Genomic DNA, 23,899 nt, shown 5'->3' on the forward strand with positions numbered 1-23,899 from the left:
ATAGTTAAGGCAGATGCTTGATAATCTTAACAATTGCATCTGCCTTTTTAAGTATTTCTTATTTATGATATGTTTTTGTGAACTGAGATCTTGGATTTGTAATTCTGACACGTGCCATCTTGATACTTAATTATTGGGATAAACGTACCCGACTATAGGAGGATCTACTCGGATCCATCCTCCATGATTATAAATAATGTTGGGATCTAAAGTTGTTAAGTGGTCATCATGTTCAGTATGATAATATTCATAAAGTGGAACTGTAAATTCTGTCATACTTTCATAAACATAGCCTAAAATCATAGATTTTCTATAGAGTGGATTCATTAAATCGTAATTAGGAATTGTTGTTGTGAAGAAATCTAATGTTATGTCATTGGTCTTATATTCGTATAGTGGGATACTTCCAGGTAGTTGTTCTGCAAGAATGTATCCATCATAGTTCCAAAATTTCCAATCTGGATAACGAGTTGCTATCCCATCATCAATAGTAACGAGGTGTTTTCGGCCTTGTCGACAGTCGTAAGCATATAAGATATTTAATTTGAGCTCTTTAAATCGAGAGTTGTCTATATACTTAAATACAGCCTGTTTTATCTCTTCCTTTTTCACTGGATCCGATATAAAATCATAAATAGGATAAGTTTCTTTCCAGTTAATGTTAGTAAGGCATGCATTACTTAAAGAGACAGAGTTTTCCCAACTTTGTACGTCTACGCCAGTAGGCATTCCTTTTTCTAAATCATATTTAAGACTTGTACCATTGCCGCCATAAAATTGAACAAAAAGTTCTTTGTTCTGATTATCTTTAACTAAAGATTCATCTGTTTGAACAGTTCTTGAAATATTTAAAGAAAAACCAATTCCAAACAATGCTGCCTTAAGTCCAGAGGCAACCGTCGTCTTTTTATGAGTTGCATCTTTTGTATGTGTAATAACAGATCTATACATTAATTTGTAACGCCCCCCAATGACAAAATCAGTTAATACATGAGTACCATATCTTTCTATTAATCTATCAGGAGAAAGCCTTGCTAAATCTTCCTTGAAGCTTTCTGATAAGTATTGCGACAAGCTGCTTACTTCATCGTTTAATTTAATATATTTACGATTCCTAACGGCGTCTACACTAGCGAATGAATATTTATCAGAATAGGCATATTCGGTTTTTAAATAATTATTATTGGTTATGTTTCCAGAGAAATAAGGTACTGTGTCAACTTTCTCATTGCCATAGCTCATATTTGAATTAACATTCGTTTCATTTATAATGTCTTTTGTGTAATCTGAGGCAGAGTAACCATAATACATTTGATCATGTCCAAAAGAAGAAGTGCCATATTGCACTCGTTCATGCTTTTCTTGATCGTACTTTGTTATATTAAGCACAGGATTCCGGACAGATAAAGGATGTAAATATTCACCTGTCACATCATAACCATATCCTAACACATCATACTTTTCATCACCAGCAGCTCTAGTTGTAGAATTCAATGAGGATTCAGAAGGAGAATTGCCTGGAAAGTCTTCAAGTTCTGAGCAAGAATAACAAATGATTAATAAACAAAATAAACAATATCTTTTTCTCATAATATTTTATTTTACAGATAATAATTGAATATGATAAAAAAATACCATATGTTTCAGCTTTAAATAAGCAAGTTTTAAGTTTTCTCTAGATAGAGGCAATTATATATTTATTTGAATTTATGGATTTATAACATACCCATCTATTCCTCCATACTCTTCCTTCCATTTATCGATGGCGTATTGCGCTGTTCCCCAATCACAAGTATACCAAGTATCTGAAGTGCGACGACTTTTTAGTCTATACAAAGGGCGGGTATCGTCATGTGAATTTGCATACAAGTATCCATCTATGCCTGAATATTCTTCATTCCATTTTGCGATGGCGTACTGTACTGTTCCCCAGTCAAAAGTATACCAAGTATCTGATGTTTTACGGCTTTTTAATCTATACATTGGGCGGGCGTCAGGATCGGATTCTGCAAGTACAAAACCTAAAAGACCTTGAAATTCTTCTCCCCATCTGTTGACAGCGTAATCAACTTCATCTTTTGTATATACCCACCATGTGTCTCCTGTATTTTTACTTTTGAGCTGGAACATTGGTTTGAGTTTTAATATTGGTCTTTTCTGATTATTGATATATCTGATTACCGCATCTTTAATTTGTTGCTTTTTTACAGGATCCTTAATGAATTCATAGATAGGATAAGTCTTATTAAAATTGATTTCAGTCAGAACACAATGATTCTTGTCGACAGACTTTTGCCATTCACTAAAGTCTAAGGTGTGATTTACGACTCCCTCTGATGATATGGTTACTTTATGTCCATTATGTTGTCCTCCTTTTGTTATGACTTGGCATGACCAGTTAGTGTTTTTTCTTTGGTATGTTTCTACTTCCGTACTTGTCGAACCACCGGAGAAAGAAAGCCCGATTTTTTTTAGTGCAAAGGTTGCACCTGCCTTAGCTATGTGCGTTTTTGATTCACTATTTAGATTATCTGTAATAGTGGATGTATAATAAGCGGATAAACGGCCTCCAACGAGAAAGTCAAGTAGGATATGCGTGCCAAATTCCTCAACAATGTCATCGGGAGAAGCTGTATTGAGTTTTGTTTTAAAATAGGTGGTTAGGTAGTTTGATAAAGTATCCGGACCTGCGTAGAGAATATACTGTTCTAAATGTTTGGTCTGATCCACTTTGAAGAATGTCTCCTTTGTTGTTATAGATTTCTTTTTTGTGCTTTCTCCATTATATGATGCTGAAAATGAATACGGAACTTCGCCCTTCTCTGTATCAACTTTAGCCATTTTTTCTGCGACTGACCCCGAGAAATTACTCTTCTTTATGACATCTTTCACATAGTTCATAAAGTTTTCACCAAGATACATATTGTCGTTTATTTCATTTACAGATTCTACACGATACAGCCCTCCGTTTTGTTTTACGAAGCTGTCTATGTTTAGAATTTGTAACTTAATCGACTGTCTTTCCAAATATTCTCCAGTGATGTCATATCCATAACCTAAAACCTGATATTGTCCGTCTCCCATAGCCCTGGTAGTGGTCGTAACCTCTTGTGGTTTGTTCTCATTCGCTGATGCAAATTCGTCTTCCATTTCACTGCAATTGCTAACTACTAATCCTAATAGGATCATAGAAATAAAATAAAAATGTCTCTTTTTCATAATGTTGATATTTAGATAGTTAAATAAGAGCTATAAAATATAGCAAGTGAAAAAATATTCGAGAGGATTTTGTTGATTTTATTCTTGTGTCGTTATTTAGGTATATGCCACTAATTATTCAATCACAAATTCTCCGATGAGTTTTATGCTTGCATCTGAATAAAGTAGTTTATACTGGCCGGTATTAAATTTTTCCAACTTAATTATATAAGTTATCTGTTCATTGCAAGTTACTACGTCTTGATATACAATGTTATCATATTTGTCCTTGATTTGGATGGTTCCTAAATGTTCTTGACGCTTTAAGAACTGTACTTCAATATGGCTATCTTCAAGAATAGCTACCATTGGAATGAAAATAACCTCTTTTTGCTGTTTGTCCCATCTTTTGAGATCTATAACTCTTCTTTTCTCTCCCGTCGGAGCAGTAGCTCCTATTGCCATAAATGAAATGACAATTAGCAGTAATGTACAACTTAACTTTCTCATATCTTAATAGTTTTTTGCAAATTTATCAAGATATAGAAGGAAAAACAACTAAAATGCATATCTTGGCGTAGACAAACACATACTGATAATCAGAGGTTTAGCTTTAAATGCGTATACATTGTATTTTTAGTCGATAAAAATACAATGATTAATGAATGTTTTCAGTCAAATATTCATATAATGTAGTGTTGGCTGGTAATGATATATTTAGTTTCTGTCTGAGTCTAAGATGTCTGGTTCTGACGGAGTTGGTACTAATATTTAATAGCTTGGCTTCTGCATTGGTGTCGAACCCATACATGTATAAACAGCAGTATTGGAAGTCTTGTTCTGGAAGATTAGGGCATAAGTTATAGATATAATTGTAAAGAGCAGGATAAATAGATGTTATTTCCTTTGCAATAAATATCCATTGTTCTTTACTTATTAATGGCTTGCTGTTCTGTGGTATATGTTGATTTGCCAAGTATGATAATTTTTTATATATTGATGAATCTGATAGTAACTTGTTTTGTAGCTTCTTGTAATTAACTGATAGTAAACTTATTTCCTCTTGTATTTTATGATAATTCTCGTCCTTTTCTTTGAGTGCATTTATTTGATTTCTTTTTATTTCTAGCTTGAGCGAAAGGTTGAGTAACTCTATTTTTATCTCGTTTAATTCGTTCTGTTGTTTGTGTATTCTATTTTTTGCTTCTTTTCGATATAATATATATCCTATTATTACTGAAAGTAAAATCGAGAAACAGATTACTATAGCATTGATATAGTTTTGTTCTTTGATTTTCAATGTATTTATCTCTTGTTTGATCTTCAGATGATTGTATTTAGTTTCTATATTTAATATTTTGGATTGATTGTCGGCATTTATAATAGAATCTACTATGTCGGTGTATTCCTCTAGGTTCATAAGTGCTTCTTTATAATTTTTCTCGGACTTATAAATTTGGTAATGTAGATATTTGATGCTATATGTGTATGTAGGATCATTTTTTTGTATTTTATGTAGTAGTCCCTTGGCTTTGTCTATGGAGTCAGATGCAGTATACAGATCTGTTAATGCTATATAATTGGGCATTTTGTTTTTTCCAGTAGTTAGTGCTATTAATAGATATTTTTCGGCTTCATGGTAGTTCTTTTGCATTGCATAGATATTTCCTAAGGTATTACAAATTGATGCTTTTATATTTTTGTTTGTAGAGTTGGCTGAAATAGAATCTGCTGTGTGTAGAATATTTAGAGAATGTGATATTGAATCGGCGCATGCATACTCACGTCCTAAATCTCTTAATGCGCACGCGTAACTGTCTGTATTATTTGCTTTCTTAAAATAGCTAGCAGCCATTTTATACTTGTCAATAGCCTGTGTATGCATGGATTTTTCTTCGTATAGATCTCCCATGTAACTATATATGTATCCGATCTGATCATTTAGTTTATTCTTTTGGGCTATTTCTAAAGCATTGGTGTATATGGACATACTCTTGTCATAATTTCCATCAACGGAATTAGAACGTCCTAGATAGATTAGGATTTGTACTTGTTCAATGGGAACTCCATGTTGTAAGTACCATGAAGAAGCTTTTTCGAATTGTTCTGTTGGTAATAAGGAATCGAAGATTTTATCAGTTATTTTACCCGATAACATACACCAACGTGCAAAATTCTCATTATTCAATTCTTCTGGCAATAATATACTTTTCAATATGGTTGATGCACTATCGGGATTTATTTTCATGACTCTTTCAACTTTGTCAAGTAATTTGTCGGAAGTTGATTGTTCTTTGCTACATCCTAATAGTAGGATGATAGACATGGAAATTATAGTTATATTTTTTTTCATATATTCACTGTCTTTGGTTGGACATAATGCTAAAGGTATAATACAAAATTAATAATTTAATGTGTATTATTCTTTTGTAGGTATTCTTTTTTTGTAAATACTGTAAAAAAATATGGCAAATGTAATGATGCCAGACAAAGATTTAAAAGTGAAGAATGATGTATAGATTTGAATGAATTTTGTCGATATTTATTTTTCTAGTATATTAATTGGGTTCTGCATAAAGCTGGTATTCGTTATGTATTTCTTCCTTTATTAATGCTATTTTGGACTTTGGGGTTATCCATATACATATAGGATAGGTGCTCTTTGGCTTATATATAAATAAATCATTGTATTTTTCTAATAAATCATTTTCTGTTTCGTAATGAATAGGTTGAGTGGAGTATAGTGAATTTATATAATCGGTAAATATCTTCTTACTTTTTTTAAGAAAAGCAGGTTTGTTATTTTTCTTCTTGTCGATAAGGAAGACTGTAACTGATGTCATACCTAGATGCATATCTTCAAAAGTGGAAAATTCATAATCATTTAAAACGTCTACATATGAGACACCGTGTCCTATAGAACCTTTTATGTCTTTCCAATTATAGCAGAGAAAATCCTTGGTGTTTGTTATTTCTACTTCCGCTGTGTCACTGTATATTACCTCGTTGTTTTTATATCCTAATACGTAAGTCTTATAATTACCGGGACTAGTGAAAGTGTGAGACCATTGGCGTATAAAATTAGCACTGCCGGTTGTATGCTGAAATATTTTTAAACTACCATCTACATTTGATGCTTTCCATGTGATTGAATCATAAACATCGAATAAAGAAGACATAACACCATATTGGTCGGGAAATAAGCTGAATACGGTATAATCGAAGATGTTTTTTTGTGTCTCTTCTATCTCTAGGTCTAATGGAATAACTTTTTCTATAGTATGGTCACCCTCATCGGTTATTTCAGGAATAGTGTTGCTTGTGTCTGAACAAGATGAAACAAGTAGTAGGATGAATAGAATGCTAAGTAGGTTTCTCATGATGGTTTTAGTTTAGTGTGTTTATAGTCAAGTCTCTGATGACTTTTACAAAAATAGGAAAAATATTTGTTTGGTGTGCTGATAAATGATTTTTTTTCTTAGGTCTTACTAATATGTATTCCGATCTTCATTTCTCATATTCTCATAGACTCGATATAAATAACAGATAACTAATGTAATAGACTATGAGAAATACTTTTTAAAATAGGTATTTCTCATAGCTTTTCCGCAAAATGACGCTGATTTTGCTTATTTCTCATACTCGCCGGATTTATTTCTCATAGTGTCCCGGTCCTGCTATATAGATAGGTTGTGTAGGTTTCCCGATATTTATCAAGTTGCCTTGCGCCTTTAGCCGGCGGATTTGTCGGCTGGCCATGCTTTGGGTGAAGCAGCAGAGTGACTGCATATTGCTGCGGGTCAGTACGGGATGCGTTGCAAAATATTCCGTGAGTTTCCGGTCGATTTCTTCTTCTGAGAGAGAGGCGGAATGCGGTTTGTATTTCGAACGTCGCAGGTGGGTAGCCATACATGAACTTTTTAAATCCCTGTCAGCCTGGAAGCTGATCGATTTCAGTTTTACTTTGTCCGCACGGGTGGTAAGCGAGTGTATGGGTTCGGTAGCTTGCAGCGTGATTTGAAAATAGCCGATTCCATCCAGGTGTACTCTTTCTCCTTCGCGCAGATGGTTGCCCATGCATCTGCTCAGTTCCATTAACATCGCTTCTACTTCCGCTTTTCCGAAAGTAGTTGCCATGTGGATTTCTCTTGCCAGTCTTTGGGTGGTGACATGTTGAAAATTAACCACTCTGGGGTGGTAACTTGGTTCTTCCCCTTCTTTTTCCGGTTGGGGATTCTTGTAAAACTCGAATTGTATTGCCATTGCTATTCTAATTTAATAGTGGTTTATATGTTATGTTACTGATGTTGTTGTTTTATCCTGCCTGTATTATTTTATTTTCTTATCGGCATTTCTATCGTTCTACTCCAGTGGATAGAACTTTGCACTCTAGTAGACATAACTTTTTACTGTAGTGAACAGGCTTGTGCACTGGAGTGGAACGGTTAGGATGTTCTTTCAAAGATACGACAATATCAGGTGGAAAACAAGTAAATACTTTATTGTTTTCATATAAATGATAGCTCGGTTTTATATAAGATAAGGTTGGTTGGCGAATGAGAAAAGGAAGATGGCCAACTATGAGAAATACCTTGAAAACAATGAGAAATACGATTTTTAAAAAGTATTTCTCATTGTCTATTTGTTTGATTATCTATGCTTTATCTGAAATTAATGAGAATATGAGAAATGAAATTAAAAAAAACTTTTCTAGTAGAATATGGAGTAAGTGTTTCTGAAAAGTTGTTTGTATGAAATAATTACAGTATATTTGTGCTATAATAATCGCCCTACACAAATATGCAGGACAAACTAAATAAGTAATGAGAATAACACAAATTAGAGACGACGGCAAAGTAAATACTCTGCGGACGTTAAAAATCGAACAGCTCGTAGAACAGATGAAAGTGGAAACTAAAGCGCAACTCGTCTCAGGAATGAGGGAGGTTCTGCCTTATATTCTTCCGGGTGATAAAAATGACTATGTACAGAAAGTGCCGAAGCTGCTTCCTGCAGCAGCCTTTGTCCGTAAGAACGGGATAATGACGATGGATGAATACAACGGGATTGTGATGATCCAGGTGAATAACCTGTCTGGGCTTATGGAAGCGAGTGAGGTGAAAGAGCGTGTGAAGGAGCTACCACAGACTTACCTTGCCTTTACCGGTTCTTCCGGAAAGTCGGTGAAGATATGGGTGCGCTTCACTTATCCCGATGATCTTCTGCCGGAAGACCGCGAACAGGCGGAGTTTTTCCATGCGCATGCTTACCGGCTTGCCGTGAAGTTTTATCAACCTCAGCTTCCTTTCGATATCGAACTGAAAGAGCCTTCATTGGAACAGTATTGCCGTTTGACTTTCGATCCGGATTTGTATTTCAATCCCGAAGCGATGCCTATTTATCTGAAGCAGCCTATGGCTATGCCGGCAGAAACGACTTACCGCGAACAGGTGCAGACGGAAACTTCACCTTTGCAACGGCTTGCGCCGGGATATGAGAGCCATCATGCGCTTTCTGTGCTTTTTGAGGCTGCTTTTGCACGTGCATTGGATGAGCAGGATGAGTATTTTCCGGGAAATGACATACATTCTTTGTTGGTTTGCCTGGCTGGACATTGTTTTCGTGCCGGTATTCCCGAAGAGGATACGGTACGGTGGTCGCGTGCCCATTATCGCTTGCCGGAAGATGATTTCCAGATTCGCGAGACAGTGCAGAATGTGTATCGCACCTGCAAGGGATTTGCGGGTAAGAGCAGCTTGTTGCCGGAACAGTTGTTCGTGATGCAGATGGATGAGTTTATGAGACGGCGTTATGAGTTTCGTTTCAACCAGTTGACTTCGCAGGTGGAATGCCGGCAGCGAAACAGTTTTGATTTCTATTTTCGTCCGGTAGACAAGCGGTTGATGTCGAGCATTACCATGAATGCGCAGTATGAAGGGATTAAACTTTGGGACAAGGATGTGGTGCGTTATCTGAATTCTGATCGTGTACCGGTTTATCAACCTGTTGAGGAATTTCTTTACGACCTTCCCCGTTGGAATGGCAAGGATTATATCGGTGACCTGGCTAGGCGGGTTCCCTGTGACAATCCCCATTGGGAACAATTATTCCGCCGTTGGTTTCTTGGTATGATAGCGCATTGGCGTGGGCTGAGTAAAAATCATGCGAACAGCACTTCTCCTATATTGGTCGGTCCGCAGGCTTACAGGAAATCGACGTTTTGCCGCCTGATTCTTCCGCCATGTTTGCAGGCATATTATACGGATAGCATCGACTTTAGCCGGAAACGGGATGCGGAGTTGTACCTGAACCGTTTCTTGCTGATTAATATGGATGAGTTTGACCAGATTGGCATCAATCAGCAACCTTTTGTTAAACATATCCTGCAAAAGCCGGTCGTTAACACACGTCGTCCGAATGCTTCGGCAGTAGAGGAACTTCGTCGCTATGCTTCTTTCATCGGGACAAGTAACCATAAAGATTTGCTGACGGATACGTCCGGTAGCCGTCGGTATATCGGTGTTGAGGTTATGGGAGTGATTGATGTGGTCCGCCCCATTGACTATGAGCAGCTTTATGCGCAGGCAATGACGGCACTGTATCACAACGAACGATATTGGTTTGATGAAAAGGAAGAAGCTATCCTGACAGAAGCCAATCAGGAGTTTGAGCAGTCGCCGGCTATTGAACAATTGTTTCTTGTGTATTACCGGGTTGCGGAAGATGAAGAGGAAGGAGAATGGATGCTTGCTGCGGATATATTGCAACGGATACAAAAGGCGAGTAAAATGAAATTCTCTCCGGGACAGGTGAATTACTTCGGACGTATTCTGCAAAGATTGGGTGTGAAGTCGTATAGGAAGACGCATGGGGTTTATTATCATGTGGTGGCTGTTGAACAAAGGTTGTAGGCGGATAAGAGGAAATAATAAGTAGGAAATCTATTTTATTACTTTATAATAATTATCTTTGCGTAATAAAACCAAGAGGTATGAAGACTATAATTAGAAATCCCTTTATAACAAGCGGATATGTATCTGCTGATTATTTTTGTGATCGTCGTCGGGAGAGTGAACAGTTGATGCGTGAAGTGATGAATGGGAATAATTTAGCTCTTGTTTCTACACGGCGTATGGGGAAGACTGGATTGATTCGGCACTGTTTCCTGTTTCCTGAAATTCAAAAAAACTATTATACTTTTTTTATCGATATATACGATAGCCGCTCGTTGCGTGACTTGGTATTTGCACTCAGTAAAGAAATACTAGAGGTGCTTAAACCTGCCGGAAAGAAGGCGCTGCAGAATTTTTGGGAATGTGTGAAGTCTTTACAGGCTAGTATTTCTTTTGATGTGAATGGCGTTCCTTCCCTAAACTTAGGTTTGGGGGATATACAGACGCCTGCTAATACGCTTGACGAAATTTTTAGATATTTAGGGCAGGCAGATAAACCTTGTTTGGTTGCAATTGATGAGTTTCAGCAGATTACCGGATATGCGGAGAAAAATGTGGAAGCTACATTACGCACTTATGTGCAACATTGTAATAATGCCCGTTTTATTTTTGCCGGTAGCCAGCGGCATATAATGGGAAATATGTTCCTGACAGCTTCCAGACCTTTCTATCAAAGTGTATCAATGATGCATTTGGGTAGTATTCCTTTGGAAGAATATACAGCTTTTGCCTGTACGCATTTTGAACGAGGCGGCAAGACAATAGAAAAAGAAACGGTTGCTGCGATTTATGAACAGTTTGAAGGGATTACGTGGTATATACAAAAGGTTTTGAATGTACTTTATGATATGACTCCGGAGCGAGGGGTGTGTAAAGTCGGAATGGTGACGGATGCAATTCGGCAGATTGTCGATTCTTTTAGATATACTTATTCGGAAATCCTTTTCCGCTTGCCTGAGAAACAGAAAGAACTGTTAATTGCCATTACGAAAGAAGGGCAGGCCAAAGCCATTACTTCGGGGGCTTTTATTAAAAAATACAAGTTGGCTTCTGCCAGCTCGGTACAAGCAGCATTGAAAGGATTGTTAGAAAAAGACTTTGTGACTCAGGAAATGGGTACTTATCAAATTTATGATCGCTTTTTGGGTATTTGGCTGAAAGAAAGTTATTGAGTGAGATAGAAGCCTCTTGAGTTTTATAAAAGGTGTACTTGTTATTTTCTTGGAGGTGCTTTCCGATAAATCGCGTTAATAATTAGGTGAAACCGCTGTCAGTTAATTAGTTTTATTGTATCTTTGCGGTCTTAACTTTTTTAATGGTAAATAATGAAGGAATTTCTACAACTGATGCGACGCTTTGTGTCGCCTTATAAGAAGTATATCGGCTGGGCTGTTTTGCTGAATATTTTGTCTGCTGTATTCAATGTCTTTTCTTTTACTTTTCTGATTCCTATTTTGAGTATCCTGTTTAAAACAGAAGGAGCGGATAAGGTATATCATTTTATGGAATGGGGTAGCGGCGATTTGGCAGATGTTGCTAAGAATAACTTCTACTATTATATATCTCAGATGATAGTGGATAATGGTCCTACTATGGCTCTTATTTTCCTGGGACTGTTCCTGATGGTAATGACATTGTTCAAGACTGGTTGTTACTTCGCTTCTTCAGCTGTAATGATTCCATTACGTACAGGAGTTGTACGTGATATTCGTATCATGGTGTATGCCAAGGTGATGCGTCTGCCGATGTCTTTCTTTTCAGAAGAGAGAAAAGGAGATATTATTGCTCGTATGAGTGGTGACGTGGGGGAAGTGGAAAATTCCATCACCAGTTCATTGGATATGTTGATGAAAAGCCCGATTCTGATTGTTATATATTTCGTGACATTGGTTACGGTCAGCTGGCAGTTGACACTCTTTACTATCGTTGTATTACCGGGAATGGGCTGGCTGATGGGAGTAGTCGGAAGAAAACTGAAACGCCAGTCATTGGAAGCACAGGCAAAGTGGAGTGATACAATGTCACAATTGGAGGAGACTCTTGGAGGCTTGCGCATTATCAAAGCTTTTATTGCGGAAGATAAGATGATTAACCGATTCACCAAATGCAGTAACGAGCTTCGTGATGCAACGAATAAAGTTGCTATACGTCAGGCTATGGCACATCCGATGAGCGAGTTTTTAGGAACGATTCTGATTGTAGCTGTATTGTGGTTTGGAGGTACGTTGATTTTGGGGCAGAACGCTACGATTGATGCTCCGACATTCATCTTCTATATGGTGATTTTGTATAGCGTAATCAATCCTTTGAAGGATTTTGCGAAAGCAGGATATAACATCCCCAAGGGTTTGGCTTCTATGGAACGTGTGGACAAGCTTATAAAAGCAGAGAATAAGATTAAGGAGATTGCGAATCCGAAACCGCTGAAAGGGTTGAATGACAAGATTGAATTTAAAGATATCTCTTTCAGCTATGATGGCAAGAGAGAAGTACTGATGCATGTAGACTTGACTGTAAAGAAAGGACAGACTATTGCGTTGGTTGGACAATCGGGTTCCGGTAAATCTACTTTGGTAGATTTACTGCCACGCTACCATGATGTGCAGGAAGGAGATATAACAATTGATGGAACGAGTATCCGTGATGTGCGCATCGCAGATTTACGTACTCTGATTGGTAATGTAAATCAGGAAGCTATCCTGTTTAATGATACCTTCTTCAATAACATTGCTTTCGGTGTGGACAATGCAACGATGGAGCAAGTGGTAGAAGCTGCGAAGATTGCTAATGCACACGAGTTTATCATGGAAAAACCGGAAGGATACAACACTAATATCGGTGACCGTGGTGGTAAGTTGTCCGGTGGTCAGCGCCAGCGTATCAGTATCGCCCGTGCTATCCTGAAGAATCCGCCGATTCTTATTCTCGATGAGGCCACTTCTGCTTTGGATACCGAGTCAGAACGTCTGGTGCAGGAAGCATTGGAACGTTTGATGAAGACACGTACGACGATTGCTATTGCCCACCGCCTTTCTACGATTAAGAATGCGGATGAAATCTGCGTGTTGTATGAAGGAGAAATTGTAGAGCGTGGCAAGCATGAAGAGCTGATCGAACTGAACGGTTACTATAAACGTTTGCATGATATGCAACAATTGTAATTTTTCGATATTGCAATGATATTATTAAGTTTTGATACAGAGGAATTTGATGTCCCCCGTGAACATGGGGTAGATATCCCGTTGGACGAAGCAATGAAAGTATCTGTTTATGGTACAAATAAAATATTGGACTGTCTGAAAAATAACGGGGTGAGAGCCACTTTCTTTTGTACAAGCAATTTTGCTGAAAATGCGCCGGAAGTCATGCGGCGCATTATGGATGAAGGACATGAAGTTGCCGCGCATGGGTGCGACCATTGGCAGCCCCAGGCTTCTGACGTCAGCCGTTCCAAAGAAATTCTCGAGCGCCTGACGGGCAGAACGATAAAGGGCTATCGTCAGCCGCGAATGTTTCCTGTATCGGATGCGGAGATTGAACGGATGGGATATGTATATAATACTTCATTGAATCCGGCATTCATCCCCGGCAGATATATGCATCTGTCCGAACCGCGTACTTGCTTTATGACGGGGAAAGTACTTCAAATTCCCGCTTCTGTAACTCCATGGATTCGATTCCCGCTGTTTTGGCTGTCTTGCCACAATCTGCCGATGTGGCTGTACCAGCGTTTGGTAAACCGGGTGCTGAAACATGACGGATACTTCGTTACTTACTTTCATCCATGGGAATTTTACCCATTGAATGAACATCCCGAATATAAGATGCCTTTTATAATCCGCAATCATTCCGGCCGAGGAATGGAGGAACGCCTGGATATGCTTATCCGGGAACTGAAAGAAAAAGGGTATCCCTTTATTACTTACTCGGAATTTGCAGAGATTAAACTGGCTGAACTGAATAAACCGGACGAAAAATGATTAAATTGGCTATTGTGTCTCCCTGTTACAATGAGGAGGAAGTGTTGGAAGAATCAGCCGGTCTCTTGACTGCCTTGTTTGACGAGCTGGTTGCGAAGGAGAAAATCAGTGCCGATAGTTTTGTGCTTTTTGTGAATGATGGCAGTAAGGACCGTACCTGGAGCATCATTAAACAGTTGCATAAGACAAATGCGTATATCAAAGGTATGAATTTGGCACGAAATGTGGGACATCAGAATGCAATCATGGCAGGTATGATGACCGCTAAAGACTGGAGTGATGCCGTTATTACCATTGATGCCGATTTGCAGGATGACCTGAATGCGATTGAGGAAATGATTGATGCCTATACTGAAGGATATGATGTGGTATATGGAGTGAAGGTATCCCGCCAGGCAGACCCGATGTTGAAACGCCTTTCGGCAACCGCTTTTTATAAGTTACAGCGACAGATGGGCGTGGAAACTATCTATAATCACGCCGATTTCCGTTTCCTGAGCCGGAGAGTCTTGCAACAGCTATCACATTATCAAGAACGAAATATCTATTTGCGTGGTATTATTCCCTTGTTGGGCTTCCCTTCAACGACGGTAGATGATGTGATTCGGGAGCGGACTGCCGGAACTTCCAAATATACACTGAAGAAAATGCTCGGACTGGCTTTGGACGGCATAACCTCTTTTTCGGTGAAACCTATTTACGGCATTGTTTATTTAGGAATTGTATTCGTCTTTATCAGTATTCTGATAGGATTCTATGTTCTTTATGCGTTGATTTCGGGAACGGCGGAACATGGTTGGGCTTCTTTGATGCTGTCCATTTGGTTTGTCGGCGGGGTAGTTCTGGTATCCATAGGGGCAGTCGGGGTGTATATCGGTAAGATTTATCGGGAGGTGAAACGTCGCCCGCTCTATAACGTGGAAGAAGTGTTGTACGATGATAAGAATAAGTAAGGCTATACTGGACAAGCACCCGGAATGGCGGGATAAATTTTGGCAGTTTGCTCGTTTTGGAGTGGTCGGTACAGTGTCATCGGCTATTCATTATGGCGTGTATTGCCTGGTTTTGCTGGTTGCCAATGCCAATATTTCTTTTACGGCAGGTTATGCGGTCGGATTTATCTGCAACTATTTTCTGACAACTTTCTTTACGTTCCGTTCAAAACCTTCCTCTCATAATGCTATTGGTTTTGGCTTTAGTCACCTTATTAATTATTTGCTTGAGATTGGTCTGCTGAATCTTTTCCTTTGGATGGGGGCAGGTGAGCTTCTGGCACCGATACTGGTTATGATTATAGTCGTACCTATTAATTTCCTGATTCTTCATTTCGTTTATATTTATAAAGGAAAAAAATAATCTTCATTTCGTTTAATTCATAAAAAGAAAAGGCTATTATGAAACGTTTTCTGAATCTTATACTATATACACTGGCTGTGCATATTTCCGCTCTGATTATTACAGGGTTGTTTCGACTGGTGCTTTTTATCTCATCCTATCATCAGTTGACTCCCGAAGCAATGTCGGATAAGGTGCTGGCCATGCTAGCCTTCATACATGGTATTTGGTTCGATAACGTAATAGGCTGCTATATACTTCTACTGCCTTTGACGGTAGCGGTGGTATGCGGAGTCTGCAATTACTACGGGAAAGCATTGTTCCGTTTCTTCACAATCTTTTTCAGTACCTTTTATGGAGTGGTTTATCTGATTAGTGCATCGGATATGCCTTATTTTGATTATTTCTTTAAGCATATTAATTCGTCTATATTCGAATGGTTTGGTTATGCAGGAACCACTGCGGGGATGATATTGGGAGAAAGTGCCTATTATCTATCTATTGGGTTGTACTTTCTTTTTATGGTGATTTTCGTTTTCTGGATTGTTTTTCTGGCACGCTATTTCCGTAAACGTTGTGCGGGCTTTACTATATTCCCTTTATGGAAGAGAGGAGTTGCGTTTGTATTCGGTGCATGCCTTATCGGCCTTTGTATTTTTGGCATCCGGGGACGTACGGGATACAATCCGATTAAAGTGAGTGCGGCGTATTTCTGTCAGGACGCTTTCCTGAACCAACTGGGCGTAAGCCCGACGTTTAATCTGCTGACGAGTGTAATGGATGACATGCGGCCTGAGAATAAATATCTGCATCTGATGGATGAACAAGAAGCCATAAGCAAGGCGCAGGCTTTCCTGAATCGCCCGGGAGAAGCTGAAATTTCGCCATTGGCTGTGCACAGGTACGCTTCAAAAACGGATAGTATGCAGCATCGCCGTCCTAACGTCGTATTGATTATGATGGAATCCATGTCTTGTGGATTTATGAAGCATTTCGGGCAGTCGGAGTCTTTGACTCCTTTCCTGGATAGTCTGTATACCCGTTCTCTTAGTTTCCGCAATTTTTATTCTGCCGGTATCCATACCAATCACGGCCTGTATGCTACTTTGTATTCTTTCCCCGCCATGATGAAACGGAACTTGATGAAAGGCTCGGTGATTCCCCGTTACTCCGGTCTGCCTACCGTACTGAAGGAAAACGGTTATCACAACCTTTTCTTCATGACGCATGAAGGACAATATGATAATATGAATGCCTTTTTCCGGACTAATGGATTCGATGAAGTATTCTCACAGGAAGATTATCCGGCTGATAAAGTGGTGAATAGCTTTGGGGTACAGGACGATTTTCTGTATGATTACGCCATTCCGGTGCTGAACCAGCGGGCGGCTACCGGACAACCTTTCTTTGCTACTCTGCTATCTATCAGTAACCATCCGCCGTATGTGATACCGCCTTATTTCCATCCGAAAACGAGTGAACCGGAAACACAGATTGTAGAGTATGCGGATTGGGCTTTGCGCAAGTTCTTTACCGAAGCACGCAAGCAGCCCTGGTTTGACAATACTATCTTTGTGCTGGAAGGGGATCATGGCAAACTTGTGGGAGATGCCGAGTGTGAACTTCCACAATCTTATAATCATATTCCATTGATGATTTATTCCAGTCAGATTACTCCTGAAGAGAAAAACTCTTTTGGCGGACAGGTGGATATTCAGCCTACTGTGCTGGGGATGTTGAACATTGATTATTTGCAGAATAACTTCGGGGTTGACTTGCTGCGTGAGGAACGTCCCTGTATGTTTTATACAGCCGACAATATGATAGTGGGACGCAATGATTCTTTGTTGTATCTTTATAATTATGAGACGCAGCAGGAGTTTACGTACCGGATAGACAATGGCAAACTGGTAACTGTTCCGATGGATGATAGTTTCTTACCTTTGAGAGAATATAGTTTTTCCATGCTCCAGTCGGCGGAATACCTGGTGAAGCATGGAAAAACGATAGATTCTGTGCCCGTTATTCAGCAGTAGGAGTTACCTCGCTGTTTTCGGGTTGTGCCTGTTTTACAAATTTATATATCTTGGCAATCTGACGGAGTACCGGTTTGGGCGATTCATAAAGTAGCTCGAACTGATAACCTTCTTTTTCAAATTCGGGAAGATATTTTTCTGCGTCGTTCGTTCCGATTAAGAGGAAGCCTTCGGAAGGACGTTTCTGATAGAAGTTGTCGATACGATTGTGCAGATAGAAATTGAGTTCGAAATAGTGGACGGGGTCGCCTGCCGCATGAAGGCTTTCTTCAATGAATTCATAAATAACGCCTTCGTTTTCGGGGGCAATCTTCTCTATGTCTGCCGCAATGAATTTCACTGATTTAGAATTTAGGATGGGGGGCTGGTAAGCGCCGTCCAGTGCAAGATATAATCCCATGGTAAGTACGACAATGGCATATAAGAAGCGGTTGCTTAGCGCATATTTACGCTGATAGAACCACCAGTAGATGCCGAGGAATGTCGGGATGGCGATTAATAGCAGAGAGCCTATTCCGCTGATATTCTGTATGGCACGCAGGAAGTTGATGTTGTTTTGTGCGTGACGGCCGTGGAAAATCGTTTCGGGGATAAGTCCGCATTTCACAATAATGAAGCATACCAGCAACAACAGGCTGATTACTGCGAGGATACTTCCATAGACTTTTATCACCTTGGATTGTTTCTTGACCAGATAGAATAAATATTTGGCAAGGAAATAAGCGATGAAAGGATAGATAGGCATCAGGTATACACTGCGTTTGCTCTGTGGGATACAGTAGAAAACGAAGATGATGACAATGCTGGTGAAAGAGAACAGGTCTACCGGGTCCATATTCTTTATCCATGCCGTGAAGCGTTTCCACCAGGCGGCGGGTTGGATACTGAATTTACGGTAAGTCAGGGTGAAAAGAGAAAGTACCACTAACAGTATCCAGGGAACGTAACCGGCAAATAAGGTCACGAAGTTATAGTGCCAGGGGTTTACGCATGAGTCGTAACTCATAGTATTGGTCATACGGCCAAGGTTCTCTTCCATGACTAATGCTAGAAATTCTTCTCCACCTTGTTGATAGGCAGCTACATACCAGCAGAAAGGCAAAATCAATGACAAGATGGCCCAGGCAGAAAGTAGCAGGAATGCTTTGAAGAAGTTGACGCCCCGGAGCAATAAGAATACACCTACCACCAGACATGGAATGATGGTGCCTACGGGGCCTTTGGTCAGTGTCCCCGCACTCATAAGAAGGATGGCTAGCCAGGGAACCCCTTTCAGCCCTTTCTCATACCATTTATAGAAACAATATAAGGCGCACACGGTGAGTGCTGTCAGAACCATGTCTACCCGGCAGTTTGCTCCGGCACGATGCAATTCGAAATTGGTCAGTGTTATAAAGGCAGCCAGCAGCGCGATTTGCACTCCTTTTCTTTTAGCAAAGAACATGAATCCGAAGAGAGTCATCGCAATCAAGGCGATGGCAGACGGAAGGCGGGAGGTCATCTCGGTCACATGGCCGCCGCACAGCGAAGAAACGGCTGCAATGCTCCAGTGGAAGAAGGGTGGCTTGTACGCCATTTCACCTCCGTTGTTTCTAGGTAGAATCCAGTTTCCGCTATCCAGCATAGAATAGGAAACAATAGATTCGCGAGGCTCACCTTTCGTATGGTAGTCTGACAGACCAAGAAAAGGCAGAATTGTTATTACGCAGATGGCTAATAACAACCAGAAAGCTTTGTTTGAAGTCAATATTTTCATTTTTTTCTTCTATTGAATAATTTTTATGTTGATTTATTTTCTACCGAAATCTGCCGGGATTTCTCCCCATTCTTTTGTCTCCCATTTCAGGATACGGGTGGTATAGGTGTTCTCTTTCAACCATTTTTCCGCCCGTTCTATCACGAGGAAGAGTTCTTCTGTCTCTGCGGTGCGGGGAAGTTTGGTCTTGCACTTCTTTTGGCGTACCCAACTGATGGCGTTGACACTGTCACTGTAGATAGGCATATCGAATCCTTTTTGTTTCAATAAGGCTAGTCCGTGCACGATGGCAAGGAATTCACCGATATTATTTGTCCCTTTCATCGGGCCGAAGTGGAAGATTTGCTGTCGGCTGGCAACGTGTACGCCGCGATATTCCATCGGACCGGGATTGCCGCTGCAAGCGGCGTCAACAGCCAGACTATTATCAATTACACAGGCCGGCAATGTGTCTGAAGCGGTTTTGGATGTATTTGATTTGGCTTTTGCGTTTTTGCCGATATAGGCGTAGGGAGATGTGGTTAGTGCCCGTTCGGCTTCCTCCCGGGTATCGAATGATTTGTATTTGGCGGCTTCGTATCCTTTGATTTGAAGCTGGCAATCTGTCCAGGAAGTGTAAATCCCCGGCGTGACGCCTTCCCATACTACGTAGAACTTCTGTTTAGCCATTTTTTGACGGTAGATTAATAAAGTCAATGAATTGACGGTGCGAAGGTACAAATATATTCTCTAACTGAACAAGTTAGGGGGGCTACTTGTTATAAAAAAAAAGAGACTTTAAGAATATGAACTAAAGAAAGGAACTATCATGGAAAAATCTTTTAGCGAAGCATTAAAACAACGTCGGACTTACTATTCAATTACTAATCAGTCGCCTATACCCGACCAGGAGATAGAGTGTATCATCAATATGACAGTGCGCCACGTACCGTCGGCATTCAACTCGCAGTCTACACGCGTAGTGCTGCTGTTGGGGGAATCTCACAAGAAATTGTGGCAGATTGTAAAGGATGCGTTGAAGAAAATCGTGCCGGCTGAGGCTTTCGTAAAGACAGAAGAGAAAATAGATAATTCATTTGACTGCGGTTATGGAACTGTATTGTTCTTTGAAGACCAGAAGGTAGTCAAAGGGCTTCAGGAAGCCTTTCCGTCTTATCAGGAGAATTTCCCGGGATGGTCGGTGCAGACTTCGGCAATGCATCAGCTGGCTGTGTGGGTAATGCTCGAAGATGTAGGTTTCGGGGCATCATTACAACATTATAATCCGTTGATTGACGATACTGTGCGTCGTGAATGGAATCTGCCGGAACACTGGCATCTGATTGCGGAAATGCCGTTCGGACTTCCTACCGCCAAACCGGGTGAAAAAGAATTTCAGCCATTGGAAGAACGGGTGAAAGTTTTCAAATAATGAATTAAATGACTAATTTTGTGAGCAAAATTAGTCATTTATGGTTCGTATCTTCCTTACCGGCTATATGGGTGCCGGAAAAACGACATTGGGCAAGGCTTTTGCCCGTCAGATGAATATATCGTTCATTGATTTGGACTGGTATATTGAAGAGCGTTTTCACAAAACCGTTGGAGAATTATTCACCGAACGAGGCGAGACAGGATTCAGGGAACTGGAGAGGAGCATGCTCCACGAAGTAGCCGAGTTTGAGAATGTGGTAATTTCTACGGGAGGTGGAGCGCCTTGTTTTTTTGATAATATGGAGTTTATGAACCGGGTGGGAAAGACTGTTTTTCTTGATGTACATCCAGATGTGTTGTTCAGGCGCTTGCGTGTAGCCAAACAACAGCGTCCCATTCTTCAGGGAAAAGAGGATGACGAACTGAAAGCGTTCATTGTTCAGGCATTGGAAAAACGGGCGTCTTTCTATCATCAGGCACAATATATCTTCAATGCGGACGAGTTGGAAGACCGTTGGCAGATTGATGCGTCGGTGCAACGTTTGCAACAACTTCTCGGGGTGTAATCCCACTTGAAGATAGTTTGTCATACCCTTTTTTCTTCGGACTTTATCTTTTTTGACTCTCTTGTTTGTTCATTCAGTCAATATTTGTACCTTGCACTCGTAACGAGTTTTTATATATTGATTATTAACACAAAAATAAAAGTGAAGTCTATAACATGGGAACATTAAAAGAGAATTATGAGAAATTATCTGCTGAGATTAAATCATCCGGAAAGCCTGCTGCGGCATGGTTTCCACAATATACACCTTCTTCATTACTGAATGCGGAAAATTGGTGGGAAGCATTGGCTGTATGCGAGTATGCCTTGGATACCAAAGAGGATGAGAAGCTGACAGAAGACTTTTTTGAATTGATATTCAGCGCGTTCGACTGTAATGTGGAAGTCGACCTCAATGACGAAGAATATGAGTTTTGGTGGGAAAAGGTAATGCAGGTATGCGACCGGGTTGCTGTGTTCAGTGGAGCCGGGTGGGCGCAGAAAGGCGCTCAGTATTCCGAAGCTCGTTACGGGAAGCGCGATATGAGTTATTTGTTCCCATTCTACGAAAAGGCTGCCGATATGGGCTGGGCGGAAGCGGAAGCAACCGTTGCTTATTGGCGATTCATGGGATTTTATTGCGAACAGGACAAAGAGGAGGGCGAACGCCGTTTTGCGGCTCTTTCTTCTCCCGAAGCTCTGTTGTGGGGCAGACATTATCGTGCGTTTGCCGAGGAATTCACGGGTGATAAAGAGAAGGCGTTGCAAATGCGTCAGGAGTTGTTGAACGAACTGCCTGAAGGACATCGCTTGCGTGCACATACATATGCCGCACTGGGAGATTCGCTCGACAGGGAAGAAGGCGGTGTGGCAGAAGAAGCTGCTTATTACGAAAAATCATTGGAGATAGTTCCGAATTTATATACGCTTAAAAACTTAGGTACACTCTATTTCCGCTATCCGGAACTGAATAAATCAAAAGAACTTGGTTTTGAACTTTGGGAAAAGGCCTGGCATGCCGGCGTGTGGTCTGCTGCCAACTTCCTGGGATATAATTATCAGGAAGAAGAGTGGCTGGATATGCCTAAAGCGATTGAATGGCTGGAGAAAGGAATGCTCTATTGTGAGTTGTACAGTGCGTATGAATTGGCGTTGATTTACTTATACAATGATGACTATAAGAATGTGGAACGCGGACTGATGTGTCTTGAACGTTGTGTGGCAGGTGATTACGTCGCAGGTATCGAGGGACTGGCAAACGTTTACTTCAACGGTGACTTGGTGGAAGAGGATATGAACCGGGCGAAGGAGTTGCTGGAGAAGGCGATTGAACTGGGTTCGGGAAATGCAGCCTATCGTTTGGGATGGATGTACGAGCGCGGCTTCTTGTCCGAAGAACCGGATTATGCCAAGGCAATGGAATATTATGAGAAAGCGGCTTCGATGGATAATGTCGACGGATATTGCCGTGCGGCGCTTTACCTGGCTAATGGGTATAGCGGTGTGAAGGATGCCGTGAAATCAAGAGAATATTATGAAAAGGCGGCTGAAATGGGCTCCTGCTTCGCCATGATAGAATTGTCGTTCTTGTATGAGAACGGTGACGGAGTGGAGAAGAGTTATGAAAAGGCTTACGAACTGTGTACGAAGGCTGCCGGTGAGGGCTATCCTTATGCGATGTTCCGTGTAGGGCTTTATTTGGAGAAAGGCGTTATCGGCGAAGCGCAACCGGAAGAAGCTTTGGGCTGGTATGCAAAAGCTGCCGAAGCGGAGGATACGGATGCGCTTTTCGCGTTGGGACGTTGCTATAAGAATGGTATCGGTACGGAAGAAGACTTCGATAAGGCACTTGAGTGCTTCTCCAAGGGAGCGGAAAAGAATGAATCCCGTTGTCTGACAGAGTTGGGACTGGCTTATGAAAATGCTACCGGAGTGGAAGAAAATCCGCAGAAGGCCGTAGAATATATGACAAAAGCGGCGGAACAGGACTATGGATATGCCCAGTTCAAAATGGGGGACTATTATTTCTTTGGTTACGGTTCGTGCATGGAAGATAATAAGAAGGCGGTAGAATGGTATGAGAAGGCAGTTGCCAACGAGATTCCGATGGCTATGATACGTATGGGTGAGTATTATCTGTATGACTACGACAGGCTGAATGAATCGGAAAAGGCTTTCTCTTATTTCAAAAAGGCAGCTGATGAATATGAATGGTACAGCGAGGGGCTGGGTATCTGCTACGAGATGGGTATCGGAGTGGAAGATAACGAGACGGAAGCCTTTAAATATTATACACTGGCTGCGGATAGCGGAAATGTGACAAGTATGTATCGGGTCGGACTTTGCTATTACAACGGAGTAGGTGTGAAGGAGAATTACGCCGAAGCTTATCGCTGGTTTACGGATGCGGCCGGTAACGAAAATATCGGCGCTACTTATTATCTCGGCAAGATGCTGATGTCTGGCGAAGGCTGTACGCCCGATCCGGAGACGGCTGTGCAATGGCTGATGAAAGCGGCGGAAAAAAATAACGATAAAGCACAATTTGAGCTTGGAAACGCCTATCTGATGGGAAATGGCGTGGATGAAAATGATGAAACAGCTATGGAGTGGTTTGAGAAGGCGGCTGAAAATGGTAATGAAAAAGCGCTGAAAATCACTGGAAGAAGGAGAAAATAGAAGAG

At 40.7% G+C, this 23,899-nt stretch carries 18 protein-coding genes; 10 read left to right on the top strand and 8 right to left on the bottom strand.

Annotation, left to right across the window (positions count from 1 at the left end):
- Positions 1 to 126 precede the first annotated feature (126 nt).
- The 6 genes from HC965_RS06300 to HC965_RS06325 all read right to left on the bottom strand — a co-directional run bounded on the left by HC965_RS06300 (position 127) and on the right by HC965_RS06325 (position 7,461).
- Positions 127 to 1,590 (bottom strand): MAC/perforin domain-containing protein, encoded by a 1,464-nt coding sequence (locus tag HC965_RS06300; protein ID WP_191030655.1) that lies wholly within the window; start codon positions 1,588 to 1,590, stop codon positions 127 to 129.
- A 117-nt stretch (positions 1,591 to 1,707) separates the two neighbouring features.
- Positions 1,708 to 3,219 (bottom strand): MAC/perforin domain-containing protein, encoded by a 1,512-nt coding sequence (locus HC965_RS06305; RefSeq protein ID WP_191030656.1) that lies wholly within the window; start codon positions 3,217 to 3,219, stop codon positions 1,708 to 1,710.
- A gap of 114 nt (positions 3,220 to 3,333) precedes the next feature.
- Positions 3,334 to 3,708, bottom strand: a complete 375-nt coding sequence (locus HC965_RS06310) for a DUF3244 domain-containing protein (RefSeq protein WP_191030657.1) — start codon at positions 3,706 to 3,708, stop codon at positions 3,334 to 3,336.
- A 148-nt stretch (positions 3,709 to 3,856) separates the two neighbouring features.
- Positions 3,857 to 5,551, bottom strand: a complete 1,695-nt coding sequence (locus HC965_RS06315) for a lipopolysaccharide assembly protein LapB (protein ID WP_191030658.1) — start codon at positions 5,549 to 5,551, stop codon at positions 3,857 to 3,859.
- Between the two features lie 205 nt (positions 5,552 to 5,756).
- Positions 5,757 to 6,578, bottom strand: coding sequence for a hypothetical protein (locus HC965_RS06320; protein WP_191030659.1), 822 nt, complete (start codon positions 6,576 to 6,578; stop codon positions 5,757 to 5,759).
- A gap of 271 nt (positions 6,579 to 6,849) precedes the next feature.
- On the bottom strand, positions 6,850 to 7,461 hold the full coding sequence (locus tag HC965_RS06325) for an HU family DNA-binding protein (protein WP_191030660.1): 612 nt from the start codon (positions 7,459 to 7,461) through the stop codon (positions 6,850 to 6,852).
- 560 nt (positions 7,462 to 8,021) lie between these two features.
- On the opposite strand from HC965_RS06325, the gene HC965_RS06330 reads away from it, so the two are divergent.
- The 7 genes from HC965_RS06330 (at position 8,022) to HC965_RS06360 (ending at position 17,502) form a co-directional block, all read left to right on the top strand.
- Positions 8,022 to 10,109 carry a BT4734/BF3469 family protein gene (locus tag HC965_RS06330; protein ID WP_191030661.1) on the top strand — a complete coding sequence of 696 codons (2,088 nt, stop codon included), beginning with the start codon at positions 8,022 to 8,024 and terminating at the stop codon, positions 10,107 to 10,109.
- A gap of 80 nt (positions 10,110 to 10,189) precedes the next feature.
- Complete coding sequence (locus HC965_RS06335; protein ID WP_191030662.1) at positions 10,190 to 11,323, top strand: ATP-binding protein; 1,134 nt, start codon at positions 10,190 to 10,192, stop codon at positions 11,321 to 11,323.
- Between the two features lie 153 nt (positions 11,324 to 11,476).
- Positions 11,477 to 13,312, top strand: coding sequence for an ABC transporter ATP-binding protein (locus HC965_RS06340; protein WP_191030663.1), 1,836 nt, complete (start codon positions 11,477 to 11,479; stop codon positions 13,310 to 13,312).
- Positions 13,313 to 13,327: 15 nt separating this feature from the next.
- Positions 13,328 to 14,131, top strand: coding sequence for a polysaccharide deacetylase family protein (locus tag HC965_RS06345; protein WP_191030664.1), 804 nt, complete (start codon positions 13,328 to 13,330; stop codon positions 14,129 to 14,131).
- Positions 14,128 to 15,084 carry a glycosyltransferase family 2 protein gene (locus HC965_RS06350; RefSeq protein ID WP_191030665.1) on the top strand — a complete coding sequence of 319 codons (957 nt, stop codon included), beginning with the start codon at positions 14,128 to 14,130 and terminating at the stop codon, positions 15,082 to 15,084. Before HC965_RS06345 ends, HC965_RS06350 begins: the two co-directional genes overlap by 4 nt.
- The gene (locus tag HC965_RS06355; RefSeq protein WP_167961265.1) at positions 15,068 to 15,487 is read left to right on the top strand and encodes a GtrA family protein; all 420 of its coding nucleotides are present in this window, start codon (positions 15,068 to 15,070) and stop codon (positions 15,485 to 15,487) included. Before HC965_RS06350 ends, HC965_RS06355 begins: the two co-directional genes overlap by 17 nt.
- A 38-nt stretch (positions 15,488 to 15,525) precedes the next feature.
- Complete coding sequence (locus HC965_RS06360) at positions 15,526 to 17,502, top strand: LTA synthase family protein (protein WP_191030666.1); 1,977 nt, start codon at positions 15,526 to 15,528, stop codon at positions 17,500 to 17,502.
- Here HC965_RS06360 and HC965_RS06365 read toward each other — a convergent pair.
- Positions 17,489 to 19,258 (bottom strand): glycosyltransferase family 39 protein, encoded by a 1,770-nt coding sequence (locus HC965_RS06365; RefSeq protein WP_191030667.1) that lies wholly within the window; start codon positions 19,256 to 19,258, stop codon positions 17,489 to 17,491. The genes HC965_RS06360 and HC965_RS06365 overlap by 14 nt on opposite strands.
- 33 nt (positions 19,259 to 19,291) lie before the next feature.
- Positions 19,292 to 19,927 (bottom strand): viroplasmin family protein, encoded by a 636-nt coding sequence (locus tag HC965_RS06370; protein ID WP_191030668.1) that lies wholly within the window; start codon positions 19,925 to 19,927, stop codon positions 19,292 to 19,294.
- A 139-nt stretch (positions 19,928 to 20,066) separates the two neighbouring features.
- Here HC965_RS06370 and HC965_RS06375 point away from each other — a divergent pair, with 139 nt between their 5' ends.
- From HC965_RS06375 to HC965_RS06385, 3 genes are all read left to right on the top strand, one after another.
- Complete coding sequence (locus HC965_RS06375) at positions 20,067 to 20,669, top strand: nitroreductase family protein (protein ID WP_191030669.1); 603 nt, start codon at positions 20,067 to 20,069, stop codon at positions 20,667 to 20,669.
- A 40-nt stretch (positions 20,670 to 20,709) separates the two neighbouring features.
- Complete coding sequence (locus HC965_RS06380) at positions 20,710 to 21,237, top strand: shikimate kinase (protein WP_191030670.1); 528 nt, start codon at positions 20,710 to 20,712, stop codon at positions 21,235 to 21,237.
- A gap of 155 nt (positions 21,238 to 21,392) precedes the next feature.
- A complete protein-coding gene (locus tag HC965_RS06385) occupies positions 21,393 to 23,894 on the top strand; it encodes a tetratricopeptide repeat protein (RefSeq protein WP_191030671.1) in 2,502 nt (833 codons plus the stop codon).
- Positions 23,895 to 23,899 lie beyond the last annotated feature (5 nt).

The organism is Bacteroides sp. GM023 (assembly GCF_014750685.1).
GTDB lineage: Bacteria > Bacteroidota > Bacteroidia > Bacteroidales > Bacteroidaceae > Bacteroides.

Excerpts from the sequence above, each read along its gene's own strand:
- HC965_RS06300 (WP_191030655.1), bottom strand. The coding sequence starts at position 1,590 with ATGAGAAAAAGATATTGTTTATTTTGTTTATTAATCATTTGTTATTCT.
- HC965_RS06305 (WP_191030656.1), bottom strand. The coding sequence starts at position 3,219 with ATGAAAAAGAGACATTTTTATTTTATTTCTATGATCCTATTAGGATTA.
- HC965_RS06310 (WP_191030657.1), bottom strand. The coding sequence starts at position 3,708 with ATGAGAAAGTTAAGTTGTACATTACTGCTAATTGTCATTTCATTTATG.
- HC965_RS06315 (WP_191030658.1), bottom strand. The coding sequence starts at position 5,551 with ATGAAAAAAAATATAACTATAATTTCCATGTCTATCATCCTACTATTA.
- HC965_RS06320 (WP_191030659.1), bottom strand. The coding sequence starts at position 6,578 with ATGAGAAACCTACTTAGCATTCTATTCATCCTACTACTTGTTTCATCT.
- HC965_RS06325 (WP_191030660.1), bottom strand. The coding sequence starts at position 7,461 with ATGGCAATACAATTCGAGTTTTACAAGAATCCCCAACCGGAAAAAGAA.
- HC965_RS06330 (WP_191030661.1), top strand. The coding sequence starts at position 8,022 with ATGAGAATAACACAAATTAGAGACGACGGCAAAGTAAATACTCTGCGG.
- HC965_RS06335 (WP_191030662.1), top strand. The coding sequence starts at position 10,190 with ATGAAGACTATAATTAGAAATCCCTTTATAACAAGCGGATATGTATCT.
- HC965_RS06340 (WP_191030663.1), top strand. The coding sequence starts at position 11,477 with ATGAAGGAATTTCTACAACTGATGCGACGCTTTGTGTCGCCTTATAAG.
- HC965_RS06345 (WP_191030664.1), top strand. The coding sequence starts at position 13,328 with ATGATATTATTAAGTTTTGATACAGAGGAATTTGATGTCCCCCGTGAA.
- HC965_RS06350 (WP_191030665.1), top strand. The coding sequence starts at position 14,128 with ATGATTAAATTGGCTATTGTGTCTCCCTGTTACAATGAGGAGGAAGTG.
- HC965_RS06355 (WP_167961265.1), top strand. The coding sequence starts at position 15,068 with ATGATAAGAATAAGTAAGGCTATACTGGACAAGCACCCGGAATGGCGG.
- HC965_RS06360 (WP_191030666.1), top strand. The coding sequence starts at position 15,526 with ATGAAACGTTTTCTGAATCTTATACTATATACACTGGCTGTGCATATT.
- HC965_RS06365 (WP_191030667.1), bottom strand. The coding sequence starts at position 19,258 with ATGAAAATATTGACTTCAAACAAAGCTTTCTGGTTGTTATTAGCCATC.
- HC965_RS06370 (WP_191030668.1), bottom strand. The coding sequence starts at position 19,927 with ATGGCTAAACAGAAGTTCTACGTAGTATGGGAAGGCGTCACGCCGGGG.
- HC965_RS06375 (WP_191030669.1), top strand. The coding sequence starts at position 20,067 with ATGGAAAAATCTTTTAGCGAAGCATTAAAACAACGTCGGACTTACTAT.
- HC965_RS06380 (WP_191030670.1), top strand. The coding sequence starts at position 20,710 with ATGGTTCGTATCTTCCTTACCGGCTATATGGGTGCCGGAAAAACGACA.
- HC965_RS06385 (WP_191030671.1), top strand. The coding sequence starts at position 21,393 with ATGGGAACATTAAAAGAGAATTATGAGAAATTATCTGCTGAGATTAAA.